Genomic DNA, 19,024 nt, shown 5'->3' with positions numbered 1-19,024 from the left:
ATGTTTACCCCTGAAGTCGCCGTCGACCTGATCATCGAAGCGCTGCATGTCGTCATGCTGCTGGTGGTGATCCTGGTCGTGCCGGGTTTGCTCATGGGCCTGCTGGTCGCGCTGGTGCAGGCGGCCACCTCGATCAATGAACAGACCATGAGTTTCCTGCCGCGCCTGCTGGTCACCCTGCTGGCCCTGATCCTGGCCGGCCGCTGGATGGCCGGTTACCTGATGGATTATTGCGTGTCCATTTTTCAGCGCGCCGCCACCCTGGTCGGATAGCGCCGCGCGCCATGGATCAGATTTTCAATCAGGTGCTGCCGTTTCTGCTGGCCGTGTGGTGGCCGTTCTGCCGCATCCTGGCCATGCTCAGCGCCTCGCCCGTGATCGGCGACGCCATGGTGCCCGTCCCCGTGCGGGTGCTGCTGTCGCTGGTGCTGGCGATCCTGATGCTGCCCGTGATGCAGGCGTCGGGCATCTCGCAGGACTTGCTGAAGATCGATCCGTTTTCCCTGCACGCCCTCGTGGCCACCCTGGAGCAGGCCATCATCGGTTTCGTCCTCGGCCTGGCCTTCCATTTCGCCATGTCCGTCATGTCGGTGCTCGGCTACCTGGTGTCGAGCCAGGTGGGCTTTTCCATGGCCGTCATGAACGATCCGCTCAACGGCACCTCGTCGGACGTGATCACGGGCTTGCTCACCATCATGTGCATGATCGTGTTTTTCGCCATCGACGGCCACCTCGTGCTGACGGGCGTGATCGGCGCCAGTTTCACGGCCTGGCCCGTGGGGCAGGGCTACGGGCCGATGCTGCTGCAGACGGTGGCGTACAACGTGGCGTGGATCTTCGCCGCCGCCATGCTGCTGGCCTTGCCCATCGTCTTTTCCACCATGGTGGTGCAGCTGGGCTTCGGCTTCCTGAACCGCGTGGCGCCGTCGCTGAACCTGTTTTCGCTGGGTTTTTCCATGATCACCATGTTCGGCCTGCTGATGCTGGTGCAGATCGTGCGCTTTATTCCCGAGCACTATGTCGCCATGACGAACCGCGTGCTGGACATGATCGCCGAACAGATGCGGGTGGCCCATGGATAGCGCACGTGCCAACAAGCTAATGCGCAGTCCACTTCCGGGCATCCGTTGCTCGCTGTACCTCCGTACAGCTGCGCTACTCAACCCGGCATTGAACTTGCTCGCTACGCTTATAGGGCACGTGCGGAAAGGTGGGGCCCATGGCCGATAGCAGCACGGGCGACAAGACCGAAAAGGCTTCAGCGCAGAAGCTGAAGAAGTCGCGCCAGGAAGGGCAGGTGGTGCGTTCGCGCGACCTGTCGACGGCGCTGGGCATCCTGATCAGCATGAAGGTCTTCATCTACCTGCTGCCCGGTTATCTGGACAGTTTCCGCGCGCTGTTCGCCATGGCCTTCATGCCGCTCGACAGCACGGGCGCGCTGGAAAATGCCATGTCGATGGCGTTTACCACGTCCGTGGGCTTGCTGATCAAGATGATCGTGCCCCTGTTCTGCGTGCCCCTGTTCGTGGTGCTCGGCTCATTGATCCCCGGTGGCTGGGTCATCAGCACGAAGAACTGGATGCCGAAGATGGAGCGCCTGAGCCCGGCCAAGAACCTGGGCCGTTTGTTTGCGCCCAAGCATGCTTTTGAATTCGGCCTGTCGATTGCCAAGGCCGTCGTGCTGGGCATGGTGCTCGTGCATGTGAGCCGTTCCAGCCTGACGCAGTACGTGGACCTGCAGCACCGCCCCCTGCAGCAAGCCATGCTCGACGGTTCGGCGCTGATGCTCGACGGCCTGATGGCGCTGATCTCCGTCTTCGTGCTGTTTGCCATCATCGACGTGCCGGCGCAGGCGTTTTTCTTTGCCCGCAATCAGCGCATGAGCAAGCAGGATGTCAAGGAAGAGCACAAGAGCAGCGAAGGCCGCCCCGAAGTGCGCCAGCGCATCCGCCAGCTGCAGCAGCAGATCGGCCGGCGCAGCGTGCGCAAGACCGTGCCCGACGCCGACGTGGTGATCGTCAACCCCGAGCATTACGCCGTTGCATTGAAGTATGACCAGGACCGCGCCGAGGCGCCGTTTGTCGTTGCCAAGGGCGTCGACGAGATGGCGCTGTATATCCGGCAAGTGGCGAAGGAACACAATATCGAGACGCTGGAGTTGCCGCCGCTGGCGCGCGCCATCTACAACACCAGCCAGGTGCAGCAGCAGATTCCCGTGCAGCTGTACCAGGCCGTGTCGCAGGTGCTCAACTACATCCTGCAGCTGAAAGCATTCCGTACTGGGCAGCGTGCCGCCCAGCCCCCATTTCCCACCGAGGTGGTCGTGCCATCTTATTTGAGCGAGGTAGTACCTTCATGAATTTCCTGAACCGGTTGGTTGCCGAAATGCGCCGCCACAAGTTCGCCACGCCGCTGTTCCTGCTGGTGATCCTGGCGATGATCATCCTGCCGCTGCCGCCCGTGCTGCTCGATATCTTGTTCACATTCAATATCGTGCTGGCACTGATCGTCATCCTGGTCAGCGTCTCGGCCAAGCGGCCGCTCGATTTCTCCGTCTTCCCGACGGTGATCCTGGCCACGACCATGCTCAGGCTGACCCTCAACGTGGCGTCCACGCGCGTGGTATTGCTGCACGGTCATACGGGTGCGGATGCGGCCGGTAAGGTGATCGAGGCCTTCGGTAACGTGGTGATCGGCGGTAACTTCGTCGTCGGTATCGTGGTCTTCGTGATCTTGATGATCATCAACTTCGCCGTCGTGACCAAGGGTGCGGAGCGCATCTCGGAAGTGTCGGCGCGCTTTACGCTGGACGCCTTGCCGGGCAAGCAGATGGCCATCGATGCCGACCTGAACGCCGGCCTGATCAACCAGGAAAAAGCCCAGATCCGCCGCAAGGACGTGGCTGCCGAAGCGGATTTCTACGGCGCCATGGACGGCGCGTCGAAGTTCGTGCGCGGCGATGCCGTCGCCAGTATCCTGATCCTGATCATCAATATGGTGGGCGGCGTGGCCATCGGCTCGCTGATGCACGACCTGTCGTTCGGCGACGCTTTCCGCCAGTACGCACTGCTGACCATCGGCGATGGCCTGGTCGCGCAGATCCCGGCGCTGCTGCTGTCGGCCGCCGCCGCCATCCTGGTCACCCGCATCAGCGATTCGGGCGATTTCGAACAGCAAGTGGCGGGCCAGGTGCTGACCTCGCCGACGGTGATCTTCAGCGCGGCCGGCATGATGGTGGCGCTGGCCCTGATCCCGGGCATGCCGTGGTTCATGTTCATGACCTTCGCCGCCGTGCTGGCGTTCGTGGCCTGGCGCCTGACCAAGCGCGTGAAGGGGCCCGACGCGGCCGGCATGGCGGCCATCGAGGCAGCCTTGCGCGACGAGCGCCCGGCCGAGCTGGAATGGCAGCAGCTGCCTGCCGTGCAGCCGCTGATGGTGATGCTAGGCTACAAGCTGGTGGGCATGGTCGACAAGACGCAGGGCGAGCCGCTGAACAAGCGCGTCAAGGGCGTGCGCCAGAGCCTGTCCGAGTCGATGGGCTTGCTGTTGCCGAACATCGGCGTGCGCGATGATCTGGCCCTGAAACCGTCGCAGTATGCGATCGTGCTGTCGGGCACCGTGGTGGCGCAGGCGGAAGTGCAGGCCGACCGCCTGATGGCGATCCCGTCGCCGAACGTGTATGGCCAGCTCGACGGCATCCCCGGCATCGAACCCGCCTACGGCATGCCCGTCACGTGGATCGAGCCCGGCGAAAAGGCGCATGCGCTGGGCCTGGGCTACCAGGTCATCGAGGCGCCCAGCGTGATCGCCACGCACTTGTCGAAGATGGTGCGCGAATATTTGCCGGAGCTGTTCCGCCACGAAGACGTTTCCAACATGATGGAACGCCTGACGGCCATGTCGCCAAAGCTGGCGGGCGCGCTGGACAAGGCGCTCACGCACACGCAGCTGCTGCGCGTGTTCCGCGTCTTGCTGGCAGAAAACGTGTCCCTGAAAGATATCGTGCCGATCGCCACCACCTTGCTCGACAGTTCGGAAACGACCAAAGACCCGATCCTGCTGGCGGCTGAAGTGCGCTGCGCGCTGCGGCGCCAGATCGTCAGCGGCCTGTTCGGCCAGAAGATGGAAATGCAGGCATTTAACTTGGGCGGGGAACTGGAAAACATGCTGCTCGGTTCGCTGAACCAGGCGCGCCAGTCGGGCAAGATCACCCTGGATAACTACCCGATCGACCCGCACCTGCTGTCGCAGCTGCAAGTGAACATGCCGGTGGCGCGCGAGCAGATGAAGCAGCAGGCCACGCCGCCGCTGCTGCTGGTGCTGCCGCAGATCCGCCCGCTGCTGGCCCGCTACGCGCGCCTGTTCGCGCCTGGCCTGCATGTGCTGTCGTATAACGAAATCCCGGAAAACCGCGAAGTGAGCATCATCGGCACGGTGGGCTAAACAAAAAAAACGGCGCTTAGGGCGCCGTTTTTTTTGCTGCATCAATTGTGCCGCATCCATCGTGCTGCACTAATTGCGCCGCCTCAATCCTGCTCGTCGATGGGCGGCAGCAGATCGTGTTCCTGGCCGTCGGCCAGCAGCAGCACGGTGCTGCCTTGCGCCGCGTCTTCCTCGTCGCCATAGTCGTAGCCGAACGGCGCCGCCACTTCCTTCGAGACGATGACGGGTTCCTCTTCGGCCTCGGCCGGCGGTGCCGCGGGCTCGTCGGGATTGGCCGCCGCTTCCGCCGGCGGCTGCGTCAGCAGCAGCGCCACTTCGGCCATGGCGCGGAACAGGGGCAGCGACAGCGACGCGGCCGCCGCCTGCATCGGATAGTTGCCGTGCACGCGCTGCGCGTGCAGCTGGCGGTTCAGGCGGCAGCGCACCAGGCGCAGGCCCGCACGCCGCACGGCGTCGGCGATTTCGGGCAGGGCCAGGCGCAAGTGGCGCAGGGCGCCGTCTTCATCGGCGGCCAGTTCCAGCAGCACGCCATCGCCGGCCGGCTCCATCTGGATCACCACCCGGCCGATGCCGAGGATGATTACTTCGACGCGCAGCGCCACCTTGCCGCGCCGCCGTGGCGCGCCGTCTTCATCTTCGTCGCTGGCCAGCACGCGCAGCAGCAGGCGTTGGCCGGCCCAGCCATACACGGCAAAGCGCCACGCTTCGCTGTCCACCGTCAATGGCGGACGGGGGCCTTCGCGCAGCAGGGCCGGCTGCTGTTCCGCCATGAACAGGTTGCCAGGCACATGCTGGCCGCGCGCCTGTTCCTGCAGGGCGGCGTACTGCTCGCCATAGGTCTTGACCATCACGCGCCACGAGGCGGCCAGCTGCGCCGCGTCGGGCGGCTGCCATATCAGCTGGCGCGTGAAGAACAGCTGGTTGACTTGCATGGCGCTGCTGTCGCGCGGCATGGCGCCGCCCGCACCATCGGCATTGGGTTTGATGAGCGACGCCAGGCCGTCCTGGCCCTGCTGCAGTTGCGCGGGCAGGGTACCGGCGTCGGGCGCGGGCGCCATGTAGGGGCCGATGGGCACCAGCGGCTGCACCACGCCCGGCACCATGGGCGTGGCGGGGCTGACGTCGAGGCGCTGGGTAATCAGGGGAGCCGGATTGCCCGATGAAATACGGTCTATCGCCATGCCATTGCTTCCAGGTGGTAAGTATGAATAGGATCCGCCATCGCGCCCGGCCAGCAATTATTGCAGTAAAGAAAGAATCAGCTTGCTCATGCTCTGGCTTTGCTTGAGCATGGCCGTACTGGCTTGCATCAGCATCTGGGCCGAGGTCATGTTGGCGCTTTCCGCCGCATAGTCGACATCCATGATGCGGCCGATGGCGGTCTTGGTATGGGTAATCATGTTGGACAGGTTATTGTAGACATGTCCGAGACGGTTTGCCGTGGCGCCCAGCGCCGAGCGCACGCTGCCGACCTTGTCGATGGCTGCCGCCAGCTGGTCGATCATGCCGTTGGCGCTGCCGTTGCTGGCAAATTCGCTGCCCGCCGTGGCGCCTGGCGCGAAATTGACCGAGATCGCCTGCAGCGCCGCATCCAGGCTGCCCATGTCGCCGGACACGTTAAATTGCATGGTCTCGCTGCCGCTGGCGCCGATCTGGAACGTCATCGCTTGCGACAGGGTGCCCTTGCCGGCGCTGCCATTGCCCAGCAATAAAGTGCCGCCATAGCGGGTGTTCGTCATCACGTTGTACAGTTCGGCGCCCAGCGCATCGTATTCGCCCTGCATGGCGTCGCGGTCTTTCTGGTTCGACGAGGCGTCCGCCGCCTGCGTGGCCAGGTCCTTCATGCGCACGAGCATGGCGGTGACTTCGCCAAACGCGCCTTCGGCCGTCTGCAGCAGCGAGGTGCTGTTTTGCGTGTTGCGCATGGCCACCGCCATGCCGCTGGTCTGGGCGCTCAGCCTGGTGGCGATCTGCAGGCCGGCCGCGTCATCCATGGCCGAGTTGATGCGAAAGCCCGTGGAGAGGCGCGTCATCGACGTCGACAGCATTTGCTGGGCCCAGCCCATGGCCCGCTGGGCTGACAGTGCGGCAGTATTGGTATGAATGCTCAGCACGTGGCGGCTCCGGTAGGCGATTGTTCGGTGTTCTACCTTGTATAGGCGACTATGCCGGCAACATCGTTAAACGTGATGGCAATTTAGTTAAATATGCCGGGAATGCATGGTTGTGCGGGCGAAAAAAAAGCCAGACCGGAGTCTGGCTTCGAGGCACGGGCCGCAAGCGGCCAGGGCGATATTATTGCAGCAGGGACATGACCATCGAGGACATGCTGTTGCTTTGTTTCAGCATCGCGGTGCCAGCTTGCAGCAGCATTTGCGACGACGTCATGTTCGAGCTTTCGGTAGCGAAGTCGGTGTCCATGATGCGGCCGGTAGCGGCTTTGGTGTTGGTGGCGATGTTCGACAAGTTGGTGTTGACGTGGTCCAGACGGTTAGCCGTCGCGCCCAGTGCCGAACGCACGGTGCTGACGCTGTCGATGGCGGAAGCCAGCAGGCCGATGGTGTTGTTGGCGGTGCCGGTCAGCTCGGTTGCGCCCGTCGAGGCAGCGCTCGAGAAGTTGGCGCTCAGGCCCGTCAGGGCAGCGTTCAGCGAGCTCAGGTTGCCCGACACGTCGAAGCTCATTTTTTCCGTCGAGCTTGCGCCGATCTGGAACGTCATCGACGTCGACAGGGTGGCGCCCGAACCCGTGGTGCCGTCGCCCAGCAGCTTGGTGCCGCCGAACGTGGTGTTGGTCATGACGTTGTACAGCTCTTGGCCCAATGCATTGTATTCAGCTTGCATTGCGGTCTTGTCGTTGGCGGTCGACGAAGCATCGGCTGCCTGGGTGGCCAGATCCTTCATGCGCACCAGCATGTTGGTGACTTCGGCGAACGCGCCTTCAGCCGTTTGCAGCAGCGAGGTGCTGTTTTGCGTGTTGTTCATGGCAACGGTCATGCCGCTGGTCTGTGCTTTCAGGCGGGTTGCGATTTGCAGGCCGGCAGCGTCGTCCATGGCCGAATTGATGCGGAAGCCGGTGCTCAGGCGCGTCATCGAAGTCGACAGTTTGGATTGGGTGTTCGAGATCGAATTTTGTGCCGACAGGGAGGCAGCGTTGGTGTGAAGGCTCAGCATGGTGTCATTCCTAATTGGGTGGTTACGGTTAGGAGCGCCTTTTTCCTGCTCCCATCAGTACAAGACGACCGTACCGCGGCATTAATTAAATGCTTTAAGGAAATTTTCTTCGAATGCTATGATTTTTTTGCTGGCAAGCTCATTCGATGGGGCGAATGACGCTGCCGTACTGCGTGGCGGGGCTGCAGATATGAAAAAAGCCAGACCGCAGTCTGGCTTCAATGAACGGGCCGCAAGCGGCCAGGCCGATATTATTGCAGCAGGGACATGACCATCGAGGACATGCTGTTGCTTTGTTTCAGCATCGCGGTGCCAGCTTGCAGCAGCATTTGCGACGACGTCATGTTCGAGCTTTCGGTAGCGAAGTCGGTGTCCATGATGCGGCCGGTAGCAGCTTTGGTGTTGGTGGCGATGTTCGACAAGTTGGTGTTGACGTGGTCCAGACGGTTAGCCGTCGCGCCCAGTGCCGAACGCACGGTGCTGACGCTGTCGATGGCGGAAGCCAGCAGGCCGATGGTGTTGTTGGCGGACGTGGTCAGTTCCGTCGCGCCCGTCGATGCGGTGGCGGCGAAGTTGGCGCTCAGGCCCGTCAGGGCAGCGTTCAGCGAGGTCAGGTTGCCCGACACGTCGAAGCTCATTTTTTCCGTCGAGCTTGCACCGATCTGGAACGTCATCGAAGCGGACAGCGTGCCCTTGCCTGCGGTGCCGTCGCCCAGCAGCTTGGTGCCGCCGAACGTGGTGTTGGTCATGACGTTGTACAGCTCTTGGCCCAATGCATTGTATTCAGCTTGCATTGCGGTCTTGTCGTTGGCGGTCGACGAAGCATCGGCTGCCTGGGTGGCCAGATCCTTCATGCGCACCAGCATGTTGGTGACTTCGGCGAACGCGCCTTCAGCCGTTTGCAGCAGCGAGGTGCTGTTTTGCGTGTTGTTCATGGCAACGGTCATGCCGCTGGTTTGTGCTTTCAGGCGCGTTGCGATTTGCAGGCCGGCAGCATCGTCCATGGCCGAATTGATGCGGAAGCCGGTGCTCAGGCGCGTCATCGAAGTCGACAGTTTGGATTGGGTGTTCGAGATCGAATTTTGTGCCGACAGGGAGGCAGCGTTGGTGTGAAGGCTCAGCATGGTGTCATTCCTAATTGGGTGGTTGCGGTTAGGAGCGACTTTTAGCTGCTCCCAACTTCACAAGGCGACAGGTCCCGCCGTTTAATTAAATGCTTTGAGGAAAAACTTTTAAATTATTTTGCCAGCCTTGCCGGGGCCCGGGAGCTTGCTCCCGTACGGGGGCTTAGTCGGCGGTGGCGGCCTGCAGGCAGGCACGGAAATGCGCGATTTTCTCTTCGTCGCTCGACAGGATGCCAAAGCGGGGATTGTCGGCCGCATCCTTGGCGATGCGCTTGCAGATGGCATGATCCTCGTCAAATACCTGCCGGTTCATGCGCGCGCTGGAATCGAAAAAGCCTTGCAGGGCGGCCGCACTGGACGGACTGGCGGCCCCATTGAGCAGGCGGCTGGAAAAGTGCGTGCGCCACGGCTGCGCGGACGGGAAGAAATGCTGCAGCGAGTAGGAATACGAGTAAGTCGACGAGAGCATGGTAAATGGAAACAGGTACAGGCTCTGATAACCTTCGTATTGCTGGTCCAGCTGGAACAGGCGCTTGATGGAGCGCAATTTTTTTGCCATGGATGCGTTGCCCAGTTCCGCCTGCCACACGGAAGTCCACGGCGTAAACTGGTTGCTGCCGTCACCGAGTTGTAATTCAGCTAATGATTCCGGGTGAACGAAAGGCACGTGCAGCGGTTCCAGCGCATTTTCCAGCGCGATGCGCCAGTCGCACTCGTAGGCATAGGCGTTCACGTCGCTGCGGCCCGCGATATTGAAGGAAATATCGGCCAGCAGCGCGTAGGTGTCGCCCAGCTGCTCCTCCAGCGTCATGCGTGGCGCGGGCGCGGCGAACAGGAAGTCGGCGCACCAGTCCAGTTGCAGCGTGTGCAGCTTTGCGTTGTCCAGGTCGGCTTGCGCATAGCGTTCGCGGCACGGGATATGCATGGTGCCGGCCCGGTACGACCAGCCGTGGTAGGGGCAGGCCAGCGGCGCGTTGCCGTGCGTTTCCGTGAAAAAGCGCGTGCCGCGGTGCGGGCACAGATTGTCGAAGGCGAGCAGATTGCCCTGGTCGTTATATACGACCACTTCTTCTCCCAGCCATTCCATCTTCAGATAGTCGCCGCTGGACGGCAGTTCGCTGCGATGGCACAGCAGGTGCCAGAAGCCGTCGCGCAGTTGTTGTGCTTGTTGCATGGCAGTCATAAGGTCTTGGCCGGTTGGGCATATACGGTGGCGCCATCGGCGACGCGGCGCATCACCACGGCGCCCGCGCCGACGGTGGCGCGCTCGCCGACGGCGACACGGGGCAGGACGGAAGCGCCCGAGCCCACCATCACGGCCGCGCCCAGGCGCACGGCGCCTGTGATGTCGACGTGCGAGCTGAGCGTGCAGCCTTTGCCGAGCACGGCGTCATGGCCGATGCTGGAATAGCTGTTGATGGTGACGAAGTCGCCGACGTCGCTGCCGGCCGATACGAGGGCAAATGGACAGACGACGGCGCCCTGGCCCAGGCGGGCCGTGCGCGCCACGATGGCGCTCGGGTGGATCAGCGTGTGGAAACGCGCGCCGCGCGCCGCCAGTTCCTCGGCGATGCGCAGCTTGTCTTGCGGCGCGCCGATCGCCAGCAGCAGCGCGTCGCCGGGGGCCGGCTGATAGGCGCTGATGCTGCCGAGCACGGGGTAGGCATAGTCGGCGTCCAGCGCGGGCATGGCTGGCAGGGTGTCGTCCAGCAAGCCGGCGATGCGCTCGCTGGCGGGATCGAGACTGTCTTCCAGCCAGCACAGCAGTTCACGGGCAAAGCGGCCGGCGCCGACGACGATGATGTTTTTCATGCGGTTTCCAGTAGGTGATCAGGCGGATGGGCGTGCCGCTTCAGCGTGCCAGGTAGCCGCCGTCGACGGCCCAGGTGGCGCCGCTGACCCAGCGTCCCGCCGGCGACAGCAGGAAGGCCGCCGTCTGCGCGATATCGTCGCTGCAGCCGAAGCCCAGGGGATGGCGCTGCTGGTAGGCTTGCATCGCTTCGTCGGGCAGGCCGCGCGTCAGGCGCGCATGCATTTCAGTGGCGACGGCGCCGGCGGCAATGCTGTTGACGCGCATCGCGCGCGGCGCCAGTTCCACGGCCAGGGCCCGCACCAGGCCGTCGATGGCGGCCTTGGCCGCCGAATAGACGCTCATGCCGGACTGGCCGCTCTGGCCCGCCACCGAGGACATGAACAGCAGCGCCGCGCCATCGCGCATCACGCCGCGCAGGGCGGCCGCGCGCCCCAGCGCCAGCGCCGTCTTCACGCTGGAGTCGAAGACGTCGTCAAACTGCTGCGCCTTCGACAGCTTGACGGGGCGCAGCAATTCCACGCCCGCGGCGTGGAAGAGGCCGGAAAAAGGCCGCTCGTCGCTGGCCCGCTTCATGAAGTCGACGATGTGGTCGCCGCCATCGAGCACCAGCGTTTCAGCCACGTGGCCGTCGCCGGGCAGCGCCTGCAAGGTCTGCTCCAGGCGCGTCGCGTCGCGGCCCGTGATCAGCAGCTGGGCGCCGCAGCGCGCCAGCAGCAGCGCCGTATCGCGGCCGATGCCGGACGACGCGCCGGTGACGAGGATGCGCTGGCCGGCGAGCATGTCGGAAGTAAATATCATGGGATCAGATCTCTATCAGGCGGTTGACGCTCAGCGACCCCAGATCGAGCAGGGCGGCCGACCAGGAATAGCCGACGCCGAAGCCGAACATGGCCACGGTCTTGCCTTGCGCCTGCTCCCCCAGGCTGGTGCAGATCAGCAGCGGGATCGAGGCGCTCGAGGTATTGCCGTAGCGGTCCATATTGATGGGCGCGCGCTCGGGCGGCAGCTTGGTCTTCTTGATGATGTGCTTGAGCATGAAGGTATTGGCCTGGTGGAACAGGAACGCATCGATCTGTTCCGCCTGGCGGCCGGAAAAATGCAGCAGGTCGGCCACCAGCGGCGGGATGTTCTTCAGCGTGAAATTGAAGATTTCGCCGCCATCCATGTACAGCTTGGCCGCATCGCGCTGCGCCAGGCGCGCATCGTCGCCCAGGTAGGGGCGGCAGGCGCTGGCGGCCATCATCAGGTGGCGCTCGCCGCTGCCGTCGCTGCCCAGGATGAAGTGGCTGGCCGCTGCCGCGGGGTCGAATTCCAGCGCGCTGGCCGTGCCCGCGTCGCCAAACAGCAGCGCCGTGGCGCGGTCGCTGTCGTCGACCGTCTTGCTGATGGTGTCGCCCACCAGCAGCAGCACGCGCCCGATGGCCTGGCCGTCGAGCATTTTCGATGCCAGCCACAGGCCGTAGGCGTAGGCCGAGCAGCCCAGGTTGACGTCGAATGCCACGCAGGCCTTGTGCAGGCCCAGGCGGCCATGCAGCGCGCAGGCGGTTGCCGGCAGCACATAGTCGGGCGTTTGCGAGATGAAAATCAGCGCATCGACGCTGTCGCGTTCCCAGCCCAGGTCTGCCAGCAGGGCTTCCGCCGCCGCCTGGCACAGGTCGGCCGTGGTCTGGCCTTCCGGCGCGCGGCGGCGCGACTGCACGCCGATCATCTTGCTCACGTCGGCCACGCCGGCGGCGCCAAAGCGCTCCTCGAACGCGGCATTGTGGATTTCCGTGCGCGGCAGGGCGCAGACGACGCCGCGCAGGGCCAGGTGCGCGGCGGTAAACGGCAAGCCCGAGGCGAGACGCAGGCGGGACATGTTCAGGCCTTGACGGTGATCAATGCCAGTACGTCGGCCAGGGTCACGCATTGCGCCAGGGCCTGGCCATCGAGCATCTGGTCGAACAGGTCGTCGACCAGCGCGATGGTGGAGATGATGGCCAGCGAATCCCAGGCGTAGTCGCCCAGGTTCAGCTGCGGGCCGATCTTGTCGGCGTCGATTTCCAGGATGTCGGCCATGCCGTTGAAGAATTCTTGCATAATCATTTCTTTCGGAATAAGTAACAGGTCTATGAGATGTCAGTGAGCGGGGTGGTCCTGGCGCCGTGCCGTCCGTGGATCGGTGCGCAGCCCTACAGGCGCGCCAGGGTGCCGGCCCACGAATAGCCGACGCCAAAGCCCAGCAGCAGGGCGCTGTCGCCGGGCTGGATGCGGCCCGACTGGCGCGCGCGCGCGATGGCGATCGGTATGGTCGACGAGACGGTATTGCCCACGGTATCGATTTCAATCACGAATTTGTCTTCCGGGATGCGGATCTTGCGGCGCAAGGCGTCGAGCATGAATTTATTTGCCTGATGGAAGATCACGTGGTCGATATCGTCGAGCGTCTTGCCTGCGGCTGCCAGCAATTCCTGCATTGTACGCGGCACCGCGCCCAGTGTGAACTGGACGATCTCGGCGCCGTCCATGAACAGGTCGTCCTGGCTGCGCCAGTTTCCCGAGGCATCTTCGCTTGCCACTGCCGTGGCCGCGCTGCGGGGCAGGCGCATGGCGCCGGCCGGGACGATCAGGTTCTGCGCGCCGCTGCCGTCCGTGCCCAGCACGAAAGGCCCCAGGGCCTGCTGCGCAGCGCCGCCGCTCACCACGCTGGCCGCCGCTGCGTCGCCAAACAGGGTGCGCACGCTGCGGTCGCGCGGATTGATGAACTTGGAATACGTGTCGGCCGTCAGGATCAGCACCTGCTTGCGGATGCCGGCCTCGATCAGGCCCTTGGCCATCGCCAGCGCATACACATAGCCGGAACAGCCGAGGTTGATGTCCAGCGCGCCGCACGAGGTAGGCAAGCCCAGGCGCTGCTGCAGGATGCAGGCGCTGCTGGGCAGCAAATGGTCGGGCGCCTGCGTGCACAGGATCAGGAAGTCGATGCCGTCGCGCCCGATGGCGTGCTCGGCGAACAGCTTTTCCGCCGCATGGTAGGCCAGGTCGCTGGCCGTTTCATCGGGGCCGGCGATATGCCGTTCGGCGATGCCCGTCTTGTCGAAGATCTTTTGCGCCGACCAGTCGCCCAGTTCCTGCGCCAGGGCGTCGTTGGTCAGCGTGGCCTGCGGCAGGTGATAGGCGATGGCGGTAAGTTGGGCGTGGTTCTGCATGCGGGGCCGTTGGGTCAGGTGTCGGTGGCGTCAGGGGGAATGGGGGCAGCATGCTATCCTCAGGCGGATATCTTGCCGTGCTCGCGTTCCCATTCCTGGCGGCTGTTTTTGAGGATGTCGATGATCAGCAGGGCCTTTGCCTCGTCCGTGCACATGTCTTCCAGGAACATGGCATTGTTTTCGCGTACCCAGGCCAGCGGCATTTCCCACCAGGCCAGTTCGACCAGCGCGGCCCGTACTTTCTCCGGGAAGCGGTAGCGGATCAGGCGCGCGGGCGAGCCCGCATACACGCCATACGGTTCGCTGCGGAAATTCGGCGGCAGCAGCGAGCGGGCGCCGATCACGCAGCCGTTGTCGATGATGCTGCCGCCCAGGACCATCACTTCGTCGCCGATCCAGACGTCGTTCCGGATCACGGTGTCGCCGTACTCTGGCGCCACGACGTTCTTCAATCCGCCGCCGGCAAGCGACAGCATGTAGGTGGAGATGGTGCGCATCTCGTGCTGGCCATTGAGCAGGAAGCGCAGGCGCGAACCGCCGGCCACGTAGCGGCCCACGCACAGGCTTTGCTGCGCGCTGTCGTATTTCACCAGCGAACCCACGCCGAAACCGGAGCAGCGCCCGATATAGAAGTGGCAGCCTTCCGGTTCCCGGTCCAGCCAGTCGCGGAAAAATTGGTGGGGAAGGGTGCTGATGGCGCCATCCTCGTAGCCCAGCACCGTGAATTCCGGCGACCAGCGATGGTCTTCGGCCACGCCCGTGAAATTGGTTTCGGTGGAAATATGCATCAGGCGATGCTCCTTGCCTGCTCCTGCGCCAGTACGGGGGCGGCGATCATGGCGACGATGGCGTCGACCGTGTGCATCTCCAGGTCCGGATAGATGGGCAGGCAGATCACCTGCGACGCCGCCAGGCGCGCCACAGGCAGGTTCGCATGCGCGGCGGACGGCATGCCGCGGTACATGGGGAAGTCGCTGATCAGCGGATAAAAATAGCGGCGCGCATAGATTTCCTGGTCGCGCAGCAGCTGGAACAGGGCGTCGCGGGCCAGCGGGTAGCCGGGACCCACCAGTATCGGGAAATACGCATGGTTGGCCGCGTCGCCATCGCCCTGCTGCAGGCAAGTGATGCCGTCGATGCCGGCCAGGTGCTGGCGATAATGCGCGTCGATCGCCTTGCGCTTCTGGCGCGCGCCGTCGATGCCCTTGAGCTGCAGCAAGCCGAAGGCGGCGTTGATCTCGCTCATCTTGCCATTGATGCCGGCGGCCACGACGGTCACTTCATCGACGAAGCCGAAGTTTTTCAGGTGGTCGATGCGCTGCTTGGTCTTGGCGTCGGGACAGACGATGGCGCCGCCTTCGAAGGTGTTGAAGATCTTGGTGGCGTGAAAGCTGATCACGGACAGGTCGCCGTGATTGAGCACACTGCCCCCCTGGTGGCGCACGCCGAACGCGTGTGCCGCGTCGTAGATCACCTTCAGGTTGTAGTTGTCGGCGATTTTCTCGATCGCTTCGATATCGCATGGCCGGCCGTAGCAGTGCACGGGCATGATGGCCGTCGTCTGCGGCGTGATGGCCGCTTCTATCTTGCCAGGATCGAGGTTCAGGCTGTGCGGCTCGATGTCGGCAAACACGGGCTTGATGTTATTCCACAGCAAAGAATGAGCGGTGGCGACGAACGAGTACGGCGTCGTGATCACTTCGCCATTGATGCGCAGTGCCTGCAGGGCCGTCATCAGGGCCAGCGTGCCGTTGGCGAACAGGCAGATGTGCTTGACGCCCAGGTAGTCGCACAGCGCCTGCTCGAGCTGCTGGTGGAAGGGGCCGCCGTTGGTCAGGATCTTGTTGTCCCAGATCGTCTCCAGGTACGGCAGGAAGTCCTCCAGCGGCGGCAGCAGGGGCTGGGTCACATAGACGGGTTTGTTTTTTTGAGCGCTCATCATAATCCGATCGGCGGGTTGGGCACGGCCACGGGGGCTTCGAACGAAACGGGCGGCAAGCCTTCGCACCAGCGCTGCCAGGCGATGCGCAAGGCGTTCTCGAATCCTTCCGCGATCAGTTGCGGCTTGCCCATGGTCGAGCGTTCCAGCCGGTGGCGCACGCTGAGGCGGTACGCGCCCAGCAGCATGGGGTTGGCCGCGATGGCCACGCCCTTGCGCACGAAATCGTCGTCGTCGGTGGCGATGAACTCTTCCAGCTCGACCTGGCGCAGGATGGAGGTGCCGGCACAGCTGGGCAAGGTCGGTCCGGCCGTGGTCAGGGTCGGCACGCCCATCCACAGCGCGTGGAAGGTCGTCGTGCCGCCGCCATACGGGAAGGTGTCGAGGCACAGGTCGACGCGGTGGTGCATGGCCATGAATTGGCTCATGCCCGTGCGTCCTTCAAACGTGAGGCGTTCCGGCGCAATGCCTTCTGCGTCGAACCAGTCCCGCAATTGCTCGGGCGCTGCCGACGTGGGCATGGCGGCCAGCAGCATGCGGGAATCGGGCAGGGCGCGCAGCAGCCTGGACCAGCGCGCGACCACCTGGCGATTGATCTTGCTCAGGCGGTTGAAGCTGCCGAAGGTGAGGTAGCCATTGCTCAGCGCGGGCGCAGGCTCGATGCCGGGCGCATATTCCGATGGCAGGAACGGTGCGCAGGCAGGCAGCAGCAGCAGTTTTTCCGTGAACTGGTCGTCGAATCTGCCGGGCGGCGAAAAGAATGGATCGCTCAGGTAGTAATCCATCGCTTCCAGGCCCGTGGTGAGCGGATAGCCGATCCAGCTCGCCTGGAGCGGCGCCGGCTTGGCGGCAAACATCAGCAGGCGGTTCTTGCCCGTGTGGCCGGACAGGTCGATCAGGATGTCGATGCCATCGTCGCGGATCAGCTGCGCCAGCTCCGGGTCGGACAGGTGCTCCACCTGGCGCCAGTGGGGAATGAGTTCGCGCAGGCGTTGCGTGACCTCGTCGTTTTGCGGATTGTTATGGTAGGCATGCAGCGACAGCTTGACGCCATCGACGAGGTTTTCCAGCACGGGAATGAGGAAATGCGGTATCGGATGGTTATGCAGGTCGCCCGAGACGAAGCCGACTTTCAGGGTGCGCAGGGGATCGCGGGAATTCCCGTGTCCGCTGTGCGTTTCGGCAATGTGTTTTTCGAAGGTGTCGCTGAAGCGCCGGTGTTCCGCAAACAGCGTTTCGGCGTCGATGTCGGCGCTGTGCGACAGCAGGAACAGGTAATTGCTGAACAGGGTTTCCCACAGCGGGCACAGGGCCAGGCCCTTGCGGCAGGCTGCAATGGCTTCATCTATGCGGCCGATATTGCTCAAGGTGGCACTGATATTGACGTAGGCGTCGCGATAGTCGGGCTGGATCTCCAGCACCCGCTCATAGCATTCCAGCGCTTTCAGCCTGTCGTTCATGAGCACATGGCAATTGCCCAATGCAAAGTGCGCGCGGGCGAATTGCGGGTCGATGGCGAGGGCTTCCAGGTAGGACTGTTTGGCCTGGTCGAGTTGCTGCTGGGCCTGGTGCGCCGCTCCCCGGTTGCACAGCGCCGACGTATTTCTCGGTTCCAGCTCCAGCGCGCGCGCGTAGGCCGCGCCGGCTTCCTCGTAGCGGCCCAGCTCCTGCAATGCGACGCCGGCATGGTTATGCACCTCGCTATTGTCGGGGTCCAGTTCCAGCGTACGGCGGTAGGCGGCAATCGCCGGTTCAAAGCGCTTGATGGTGCTGTAGTAGTCCGCCAGATGGTTGTGCGCCACGGCGCTGTCGGGCGCCAGCTCGATAGCTTGCTGGAAATACTTCAGCGCATGGTCCCGGTTCTCGGCCGCGCCATGGACGATGGCGAGCTGGATGCAGGCTTGCGCATCGCCGGCCTGCAGCTGCAGCACGCGTTCGCAGTAGCCGATTGCCGCCGCATAGTTTTTTTGTTTGCATTGAAGCAATCCGAGATTGCTCAGCGCCTGGGTGAAGCCGCCGTCGAGCGAGATCGCCTGTTCATAGGCTGCAATGGCCTCGTCCGCCTTGTTCAGCGACTGGAGCGCGCGCCCCAGGTTGTTGTGCAGCGTGGCTTCGTCCGGCTGCGCCGCGATGGCGCGCCGGTAGCTGGCCACGGCGTTATCATATTCTGCCGCTTCGTGTTGTGCCGCAGCAAGATTGGCATGGGCGTCCCTGGTGTGCGGCGCCAGTTGCAGCACGGCCCGATAGCTGACGATGGCAGCTTGCCATTGTTTCAAGTCTTGCTGGGCGTTGCCCAGATTCAGGTAGATTTCTGCGTCGCCGGGCAGCAGGGCCAGCGCCCGCTGATAGCAGCTGACGGCTTCGGCGCTGCGCTGCATGGCCTTCAGCGTGTTGCCTAAATTAAAATGGCCCTTCGCGTAGTCGGGGCGCAGCGCCAGCGCCTGCCGGTATGCCTGCTCGGCTTGCTCCAGCTCGCCTTGCGCCTGCAGCGCTGCCGCCAGGTTGCCGTAGGCTTCGACAAAGTCCGGATTCAATTCCAGCGCGCGCGCGTAGCTGTCGATGGCTTGCGCGTACATGCCCCGTTCCTGCCAGGCGGTGCCCAGGTTGCCATGCGCTTCGGCATCGTTGGGCGCCAGCTGCACGGTTTTTTGCAGTGCATCGAAGGCATCCTTGCCCTGTAATTGCAAGGCGGTGCCCAGCACGCTCCAGGCAAAGTCCGATTCGGGATAGCGCTGCGTGAGGTCGCGGCTGGCCGCTTCCAGTTCGGCATGCTGGCCCGCTTGATACAGCGCGATGACGTGCTGCGTTTCCTGCGCTGTCGGCGTGGCGGCGATCGCCAATTCGATGCGGTTGCGCAAGCTTTGCGACTGTTCGTTATCGAGCCCGCGGGCGATGGCCGCCGTGACGATCTCCAGCGCCTGTTCGCGTTCGCCTGCCTTCAGCAAGCCATCCGCGTACGACAGCCAGAACTGGCCTTCGTCGGGGTTGACGGACAGGGCCTTGTGCAGATACGGCAAACCCGCCTGGTATTGCCCGACTTGTCCCGCCAGCAAACCCATATTGTGGTTGGCAATGGCGTGATACGGCTGCGCCTGCAAAATCGCCAGGTAAAGCTCTTCCGCCTCCGCATAACGGCCCGCCTGGTGTTCGGTGATTGCCTGCTGCAATTCGGCGTCGAAGGGCACTGCTGGAAGGGCGTTTGCGTTCATGGGCGGACGGGAGGTGAAATATTTAGCAGAGAGAATTGTAACTGCTGGAAGTGCTTCTGAGAAACTTTCCGGGTGGAATTTGTCCAGGAATGCCATCGCAAGGCAAACAAGGTGTTGCTGGCCGGTCAAAGCGTAGG

Annotated in this window: 17 protein-coding genes; 4 read left to right on the top strand and 13 right to left on the bottom strand. The window is 63.5% G+C overall.

Translation table 11 applies throughout. The features are described 5' to 3' along the window. The 4 genes from VPH41_RS15230 to VPH41_RS15215 all read left to right on the top strand — a co-directional run bounded on the left by VPH41_RS15230 (position 1) and on the right by VPH41_RS15215 (position 4,443). On the top strand, positions 1-273 hold the full coding sequence (locus tag VPH41_RS15230) for a flagellar biosynthetic protein FliQ (RefSeq protein ID WP_034757874.1): 273 nt from the start codon (positions 1-3) through the stop codon (positions 271-273). An 11-nt stretch (positions 274-284) separates the two neighbouring features. Beyond that, positions 285-1,082, top strand: a complete 798-nt coding sequence (locus VPH41_RS15225) for a flagellar biosynthetic protein FliR (RefSeq protein WP_328570664.1) — start codon at positions 285-287, stop codon at positions 1,080-1,082. A 137-nt stretch (positions 1,083-1,219) separates the two neighbouring features. Next, on the top strand, positions 1,220-2,359 hold the full coding sequence (locus VPH41_RS15220) for an EscU/YscU/HrcU family type III secretion system export apparatus switch protein (protein ID WP_328570663.1): 1,140 nt from the start codon (positions 1,220-1,222) through the stop codon (positions 2,357-2,359). Further along, positions 2,356-4,443: a flagellar biosynthesis protein FlhA gene (locus tag VPH41_RS15215; protein WP_152283214.1), complete on the top strand. Its 2,088-nt coding sequence runs from the start codon at positions 2,356-2,358 to the stop codon at positions 4,441-4,443. The genes VPH41_RS15220 and VPH41_RS15215 overlap by 4 nt, the downstream gene beginning before the upstream one ends. Positions 4,444-4,526: 83 nt before the next feature. Here VPH41_RS15215 and VPH41_RS15210 read toward each other — a convergent pair whose 3' ends face one another. From VPH41_RS15210 to VPH41_RS15150, 13 genes are all read right to left on the bottom strand, one after another. Next, positions 4,527-5,624, bottom strand: coding sequence for a hypothetical protein (locus tag VPH41_RS15210; protein ID WP_328570662.1), 1,098 nt, complete (start codon positions 5,622-5,624; stop codon positions 4,527-4,529). Positions 5,625-5,681: 57 nt separating this feature from the next. Further along, the gene (locus VPH41_RS15205; protein ID WP_328570661.1) at positions 5,682-6,557 is read right to left on the bottom strand and encodes a flagellin N-terminal helical domain-containing protein; all 876 of its coding nucleotides are present in this window, start codon (positions 6,555-6,557) and stop codon (positions 5,682-5,684) included. 181 nt (positions 6,558-6,738) lie between these two features. Beyond that, entirely contained in the window at positions 6,739-7,614 is an 876-nt protein-coding gene (locus VPH41_RS15200) for a flagellin N-terminal helical domain-containing protein (RefSeq protein WP_328570660.1), read from the bottom strand. 251 nt (positions 7,615-7,865) lie between these two features. After that, complete coding sequence (locus tag VPH41_RS15195) at positions 7,866-8,738, bottom strand: flagellin N-terminal helical domain-containing protein (protein ID WP_328570659.1); 873 nt, start codon at positions 8,736-8,738, stop codon at positions 7,866-7,868. 163 nt (positions 8,739-8,901) lie between these two features. After that, positions 8,902-9,912, bottom strand: coding sequence for a Rieske 2Fe-2S domain-containing protein (locus VPH41_RS15190; protein ID WP_328570658.1), 1,011 nt, complete (start codon positions 9,910-9,912; stop codon positions 8,902-8,904). Between the two features lie 5 nt (positions 9,913-9,917). Then, complete coding sequence (locus tag VPH41_RS15185) at positions 9,918-10,550, bottom strand: acetyltransferase (protein WP_328570657.1); 633 nt, start codon at positions 10,548-10,550, stop codon at positions 9,918-9,920. Positions 10,551-10,590: 40 nt separating this feature from the next. Next, positions 10,591-11,346, bottom strand: a complete 756-nt coding sequence (locus VPH41_RS15180; protein ID WP_328571227.1) for an SDR family NAD(P)-dependent oxidoreductase — start codon at positions 11,344-11,346, stop codon at positions 10,591-10,593. Positions 11,347-11,353: 7 nt separating this feature from the next. Then, positions 11,354-12,409 (bottom strand): ketoacyl-ACP synthase III, encoded by a 1,056-nt coding sequence (locus VPH41_RS15175; protein WP_328570656.1) that lies wholly within the window; start codon positions 12,407-12,409, stop codon positions 11,354-11,356. A gap of 2 nt (positions 12,410-12,411) precedes the next feature. After that, positions 12,412-12,630 carry an acyl carrier protein gene (locus VPH41_RS15170; protein ID WP_215409569.1) on the bottom strand — a complete coding sequence of 73 codons (219 nt, stop codon included), beginning with the start codon at positions 12,628-12,630 and terminating at the stop codon, positions 12,412-12,414. 92 nt (positions 12,631-12,722) lie between these two features. Next, on the bottom strand, positions 12,723-13,739 hold the full coding sequence (locus VPH41_RS15165) for a 3-oxoacyl-ACP synthase III family protein (protein ID WP_328570655.1): 1,017 nt from the start codon (positions 13,737-13,739) through the stop codon (positions 12,723-12,725). A gap of 59 nt (positions 13,740-13,798) precedes the next feature. Further along, positions 13,799-14,527, bottom strand: coding sequence for an acetyltransferase (locus tag VPH41_RS15160; protein ID WP_328570654.1), 729 nt, complete (start codon positions 14,525-14,527; stop codon positions 13,799-13,801). Then, the gene (locus VPH41_RS15155) at positions 14,527-15,678 is read right to left on the bottom strand and encodes a DegT/DnrJ/EryC1/StrS family aminotransferase (RefSeq protein ID WP_442906272.1); all 1,152 of its coding nucleotides are present in this window, start codon (positions 15,676-15,678) and stop codon (positions 14,527-14,529) included. The genes VPH41_RS15160 and VPH41_RS15155 overlap by 1 nt, the downstream gene beginning before the upstream one ends. Then, a complete protein-coding gene (locus tag VPH41_RS15150) occupies positions 15,678-18,887 on the bottom strand; it encodes a tetratricopeptide repeat protein (RefSeq protein WP_328570652.1) in 3,210 nt (1,069 codons plus the stop codon). The genes VPH41_RS15155 and VPH41_RS15150 overlap by 1 nt, the downstream gene beginning before the upstream one ends. Positions 18,888-19,024 lie beyond the last annotated feature (137 nt).

Source organism: Janthinobacterium sp. P210006 (assembly GCF_036231885.1).
GTDB classification, from domain to species: Bacteria; Pseudomonadota; Gammaproteobacteria; order Burkholderiales; family Burkholderiaceae_D; genus Janthinobacterium; species Janthinobacterium violaceinigrum.
The sequence above is the reverse complement of the archived record's forward strand: the minus strand, read 5'-3'. Positions and strand labels throughout refer to the sequence as shown.

Coding starts and splice junctions, on each gene's coding strand:
- VPH41_RS15200 (WP_328570660.1), bottom strand. CDS start 7,614: ATGCTGAGCCTTCACACCAACGCTGCCTCCCTGTCGGCACAAAATTCG.
- VPH41_RS15210 (WP_328570662.1), bottom strand. CDS start 5,624: ATGGCGATAGACCGTATTTCATCGGGCAATCCGGCTCCCCTGATTACC.
- VPH41_RS15175 (WP_328570656.1), bottom strand. CDS start 12,409: ATGTCCCGCCTGCGTCTCGCCTCGGGCTTGCCGTTTACCGCCGCGCAC.
- VPH41_RS15190 (WP_328570658.1), bottom strand. CDS start 9,912: ATGCAACAAGCACAACAACTGCGCGACGGCTTCTGGCACCTGCTGTGC.
- VPH41_RS15220 (WP_328570663.1), top strand. CDS start 1,220: ATGGCCGATAGCAGCACGGGCGACAAGACCGAAAAGGCTTCAGCGCAG.
- VPH41_RS15185 (WP_328570657.1), bottom strand. CDS start 10,550: ATGAAAAACATCATCGTCGTCGGCGCCGGCCGCTTTGCCCGTGAACTG.
- VPH41_RS15215 (WP_152283214.1), top strand. CDS start 2,356: ATGAATTTCCTGAACCGGTTGGTTGCCGAAATGCGCCGCCACAAGTTC.
- VPH41_RS15170 (WP_215409569.1), bottom strand. CDS start 12,630: ATGCAAGAATTCTTCAACGGCATGGCCGACATCCTGGAAATCGACGCC.
- VPH41_RS15230 (WP_034757874.1), top strand. CDS start 1: ATGTTTACCCCTGAAGTCGCCGTCGACCTGATCATCGAAGCGCTGCAT.
- VPH41_RS15165 (WP_328570655.1), bottom strand. CDS start 13,739: ATGCAGAACCACGCCCAACTTACCGCCATCGCCTATCACCTGCCGCAG.
- VPH41_RS15155 (WP_442906272.1), bottom strand. CDS start 15,678: ATGAGCGCTCAAAAAAACAAACCCGTCTATGTGACCCAGCCCCTGCTG.
- VPH41_RS15195 (WP_328570659.1), bottom strand. CDS start 8,738: ATGCTGAGCCTTCACACCAACGCTGCCTCCCTGTCGGCACAAAATTCG.
- VPH41_RS15225 (WP_328570664.1), top strand. CDS start 285: ATGGATCAGATTTTCAATCAGGTGCTGCCGTTTCTGCTGGCCGTGTGG.
- VPH41_RS15150 (WP_328570652.1), bottom strand. CDS start 18,887: ATGAACGCAAACGCCCTTCCAGCAGTGCCCTTCGACGCCGAATTGCAG.
- VPH41_RS15160 (WP_328570654.1), bottom strand. CDS start 14,527: ATGCATATTTCCACCGAAACCAATTTCACGGGCGTGGCCGAAGACCAT.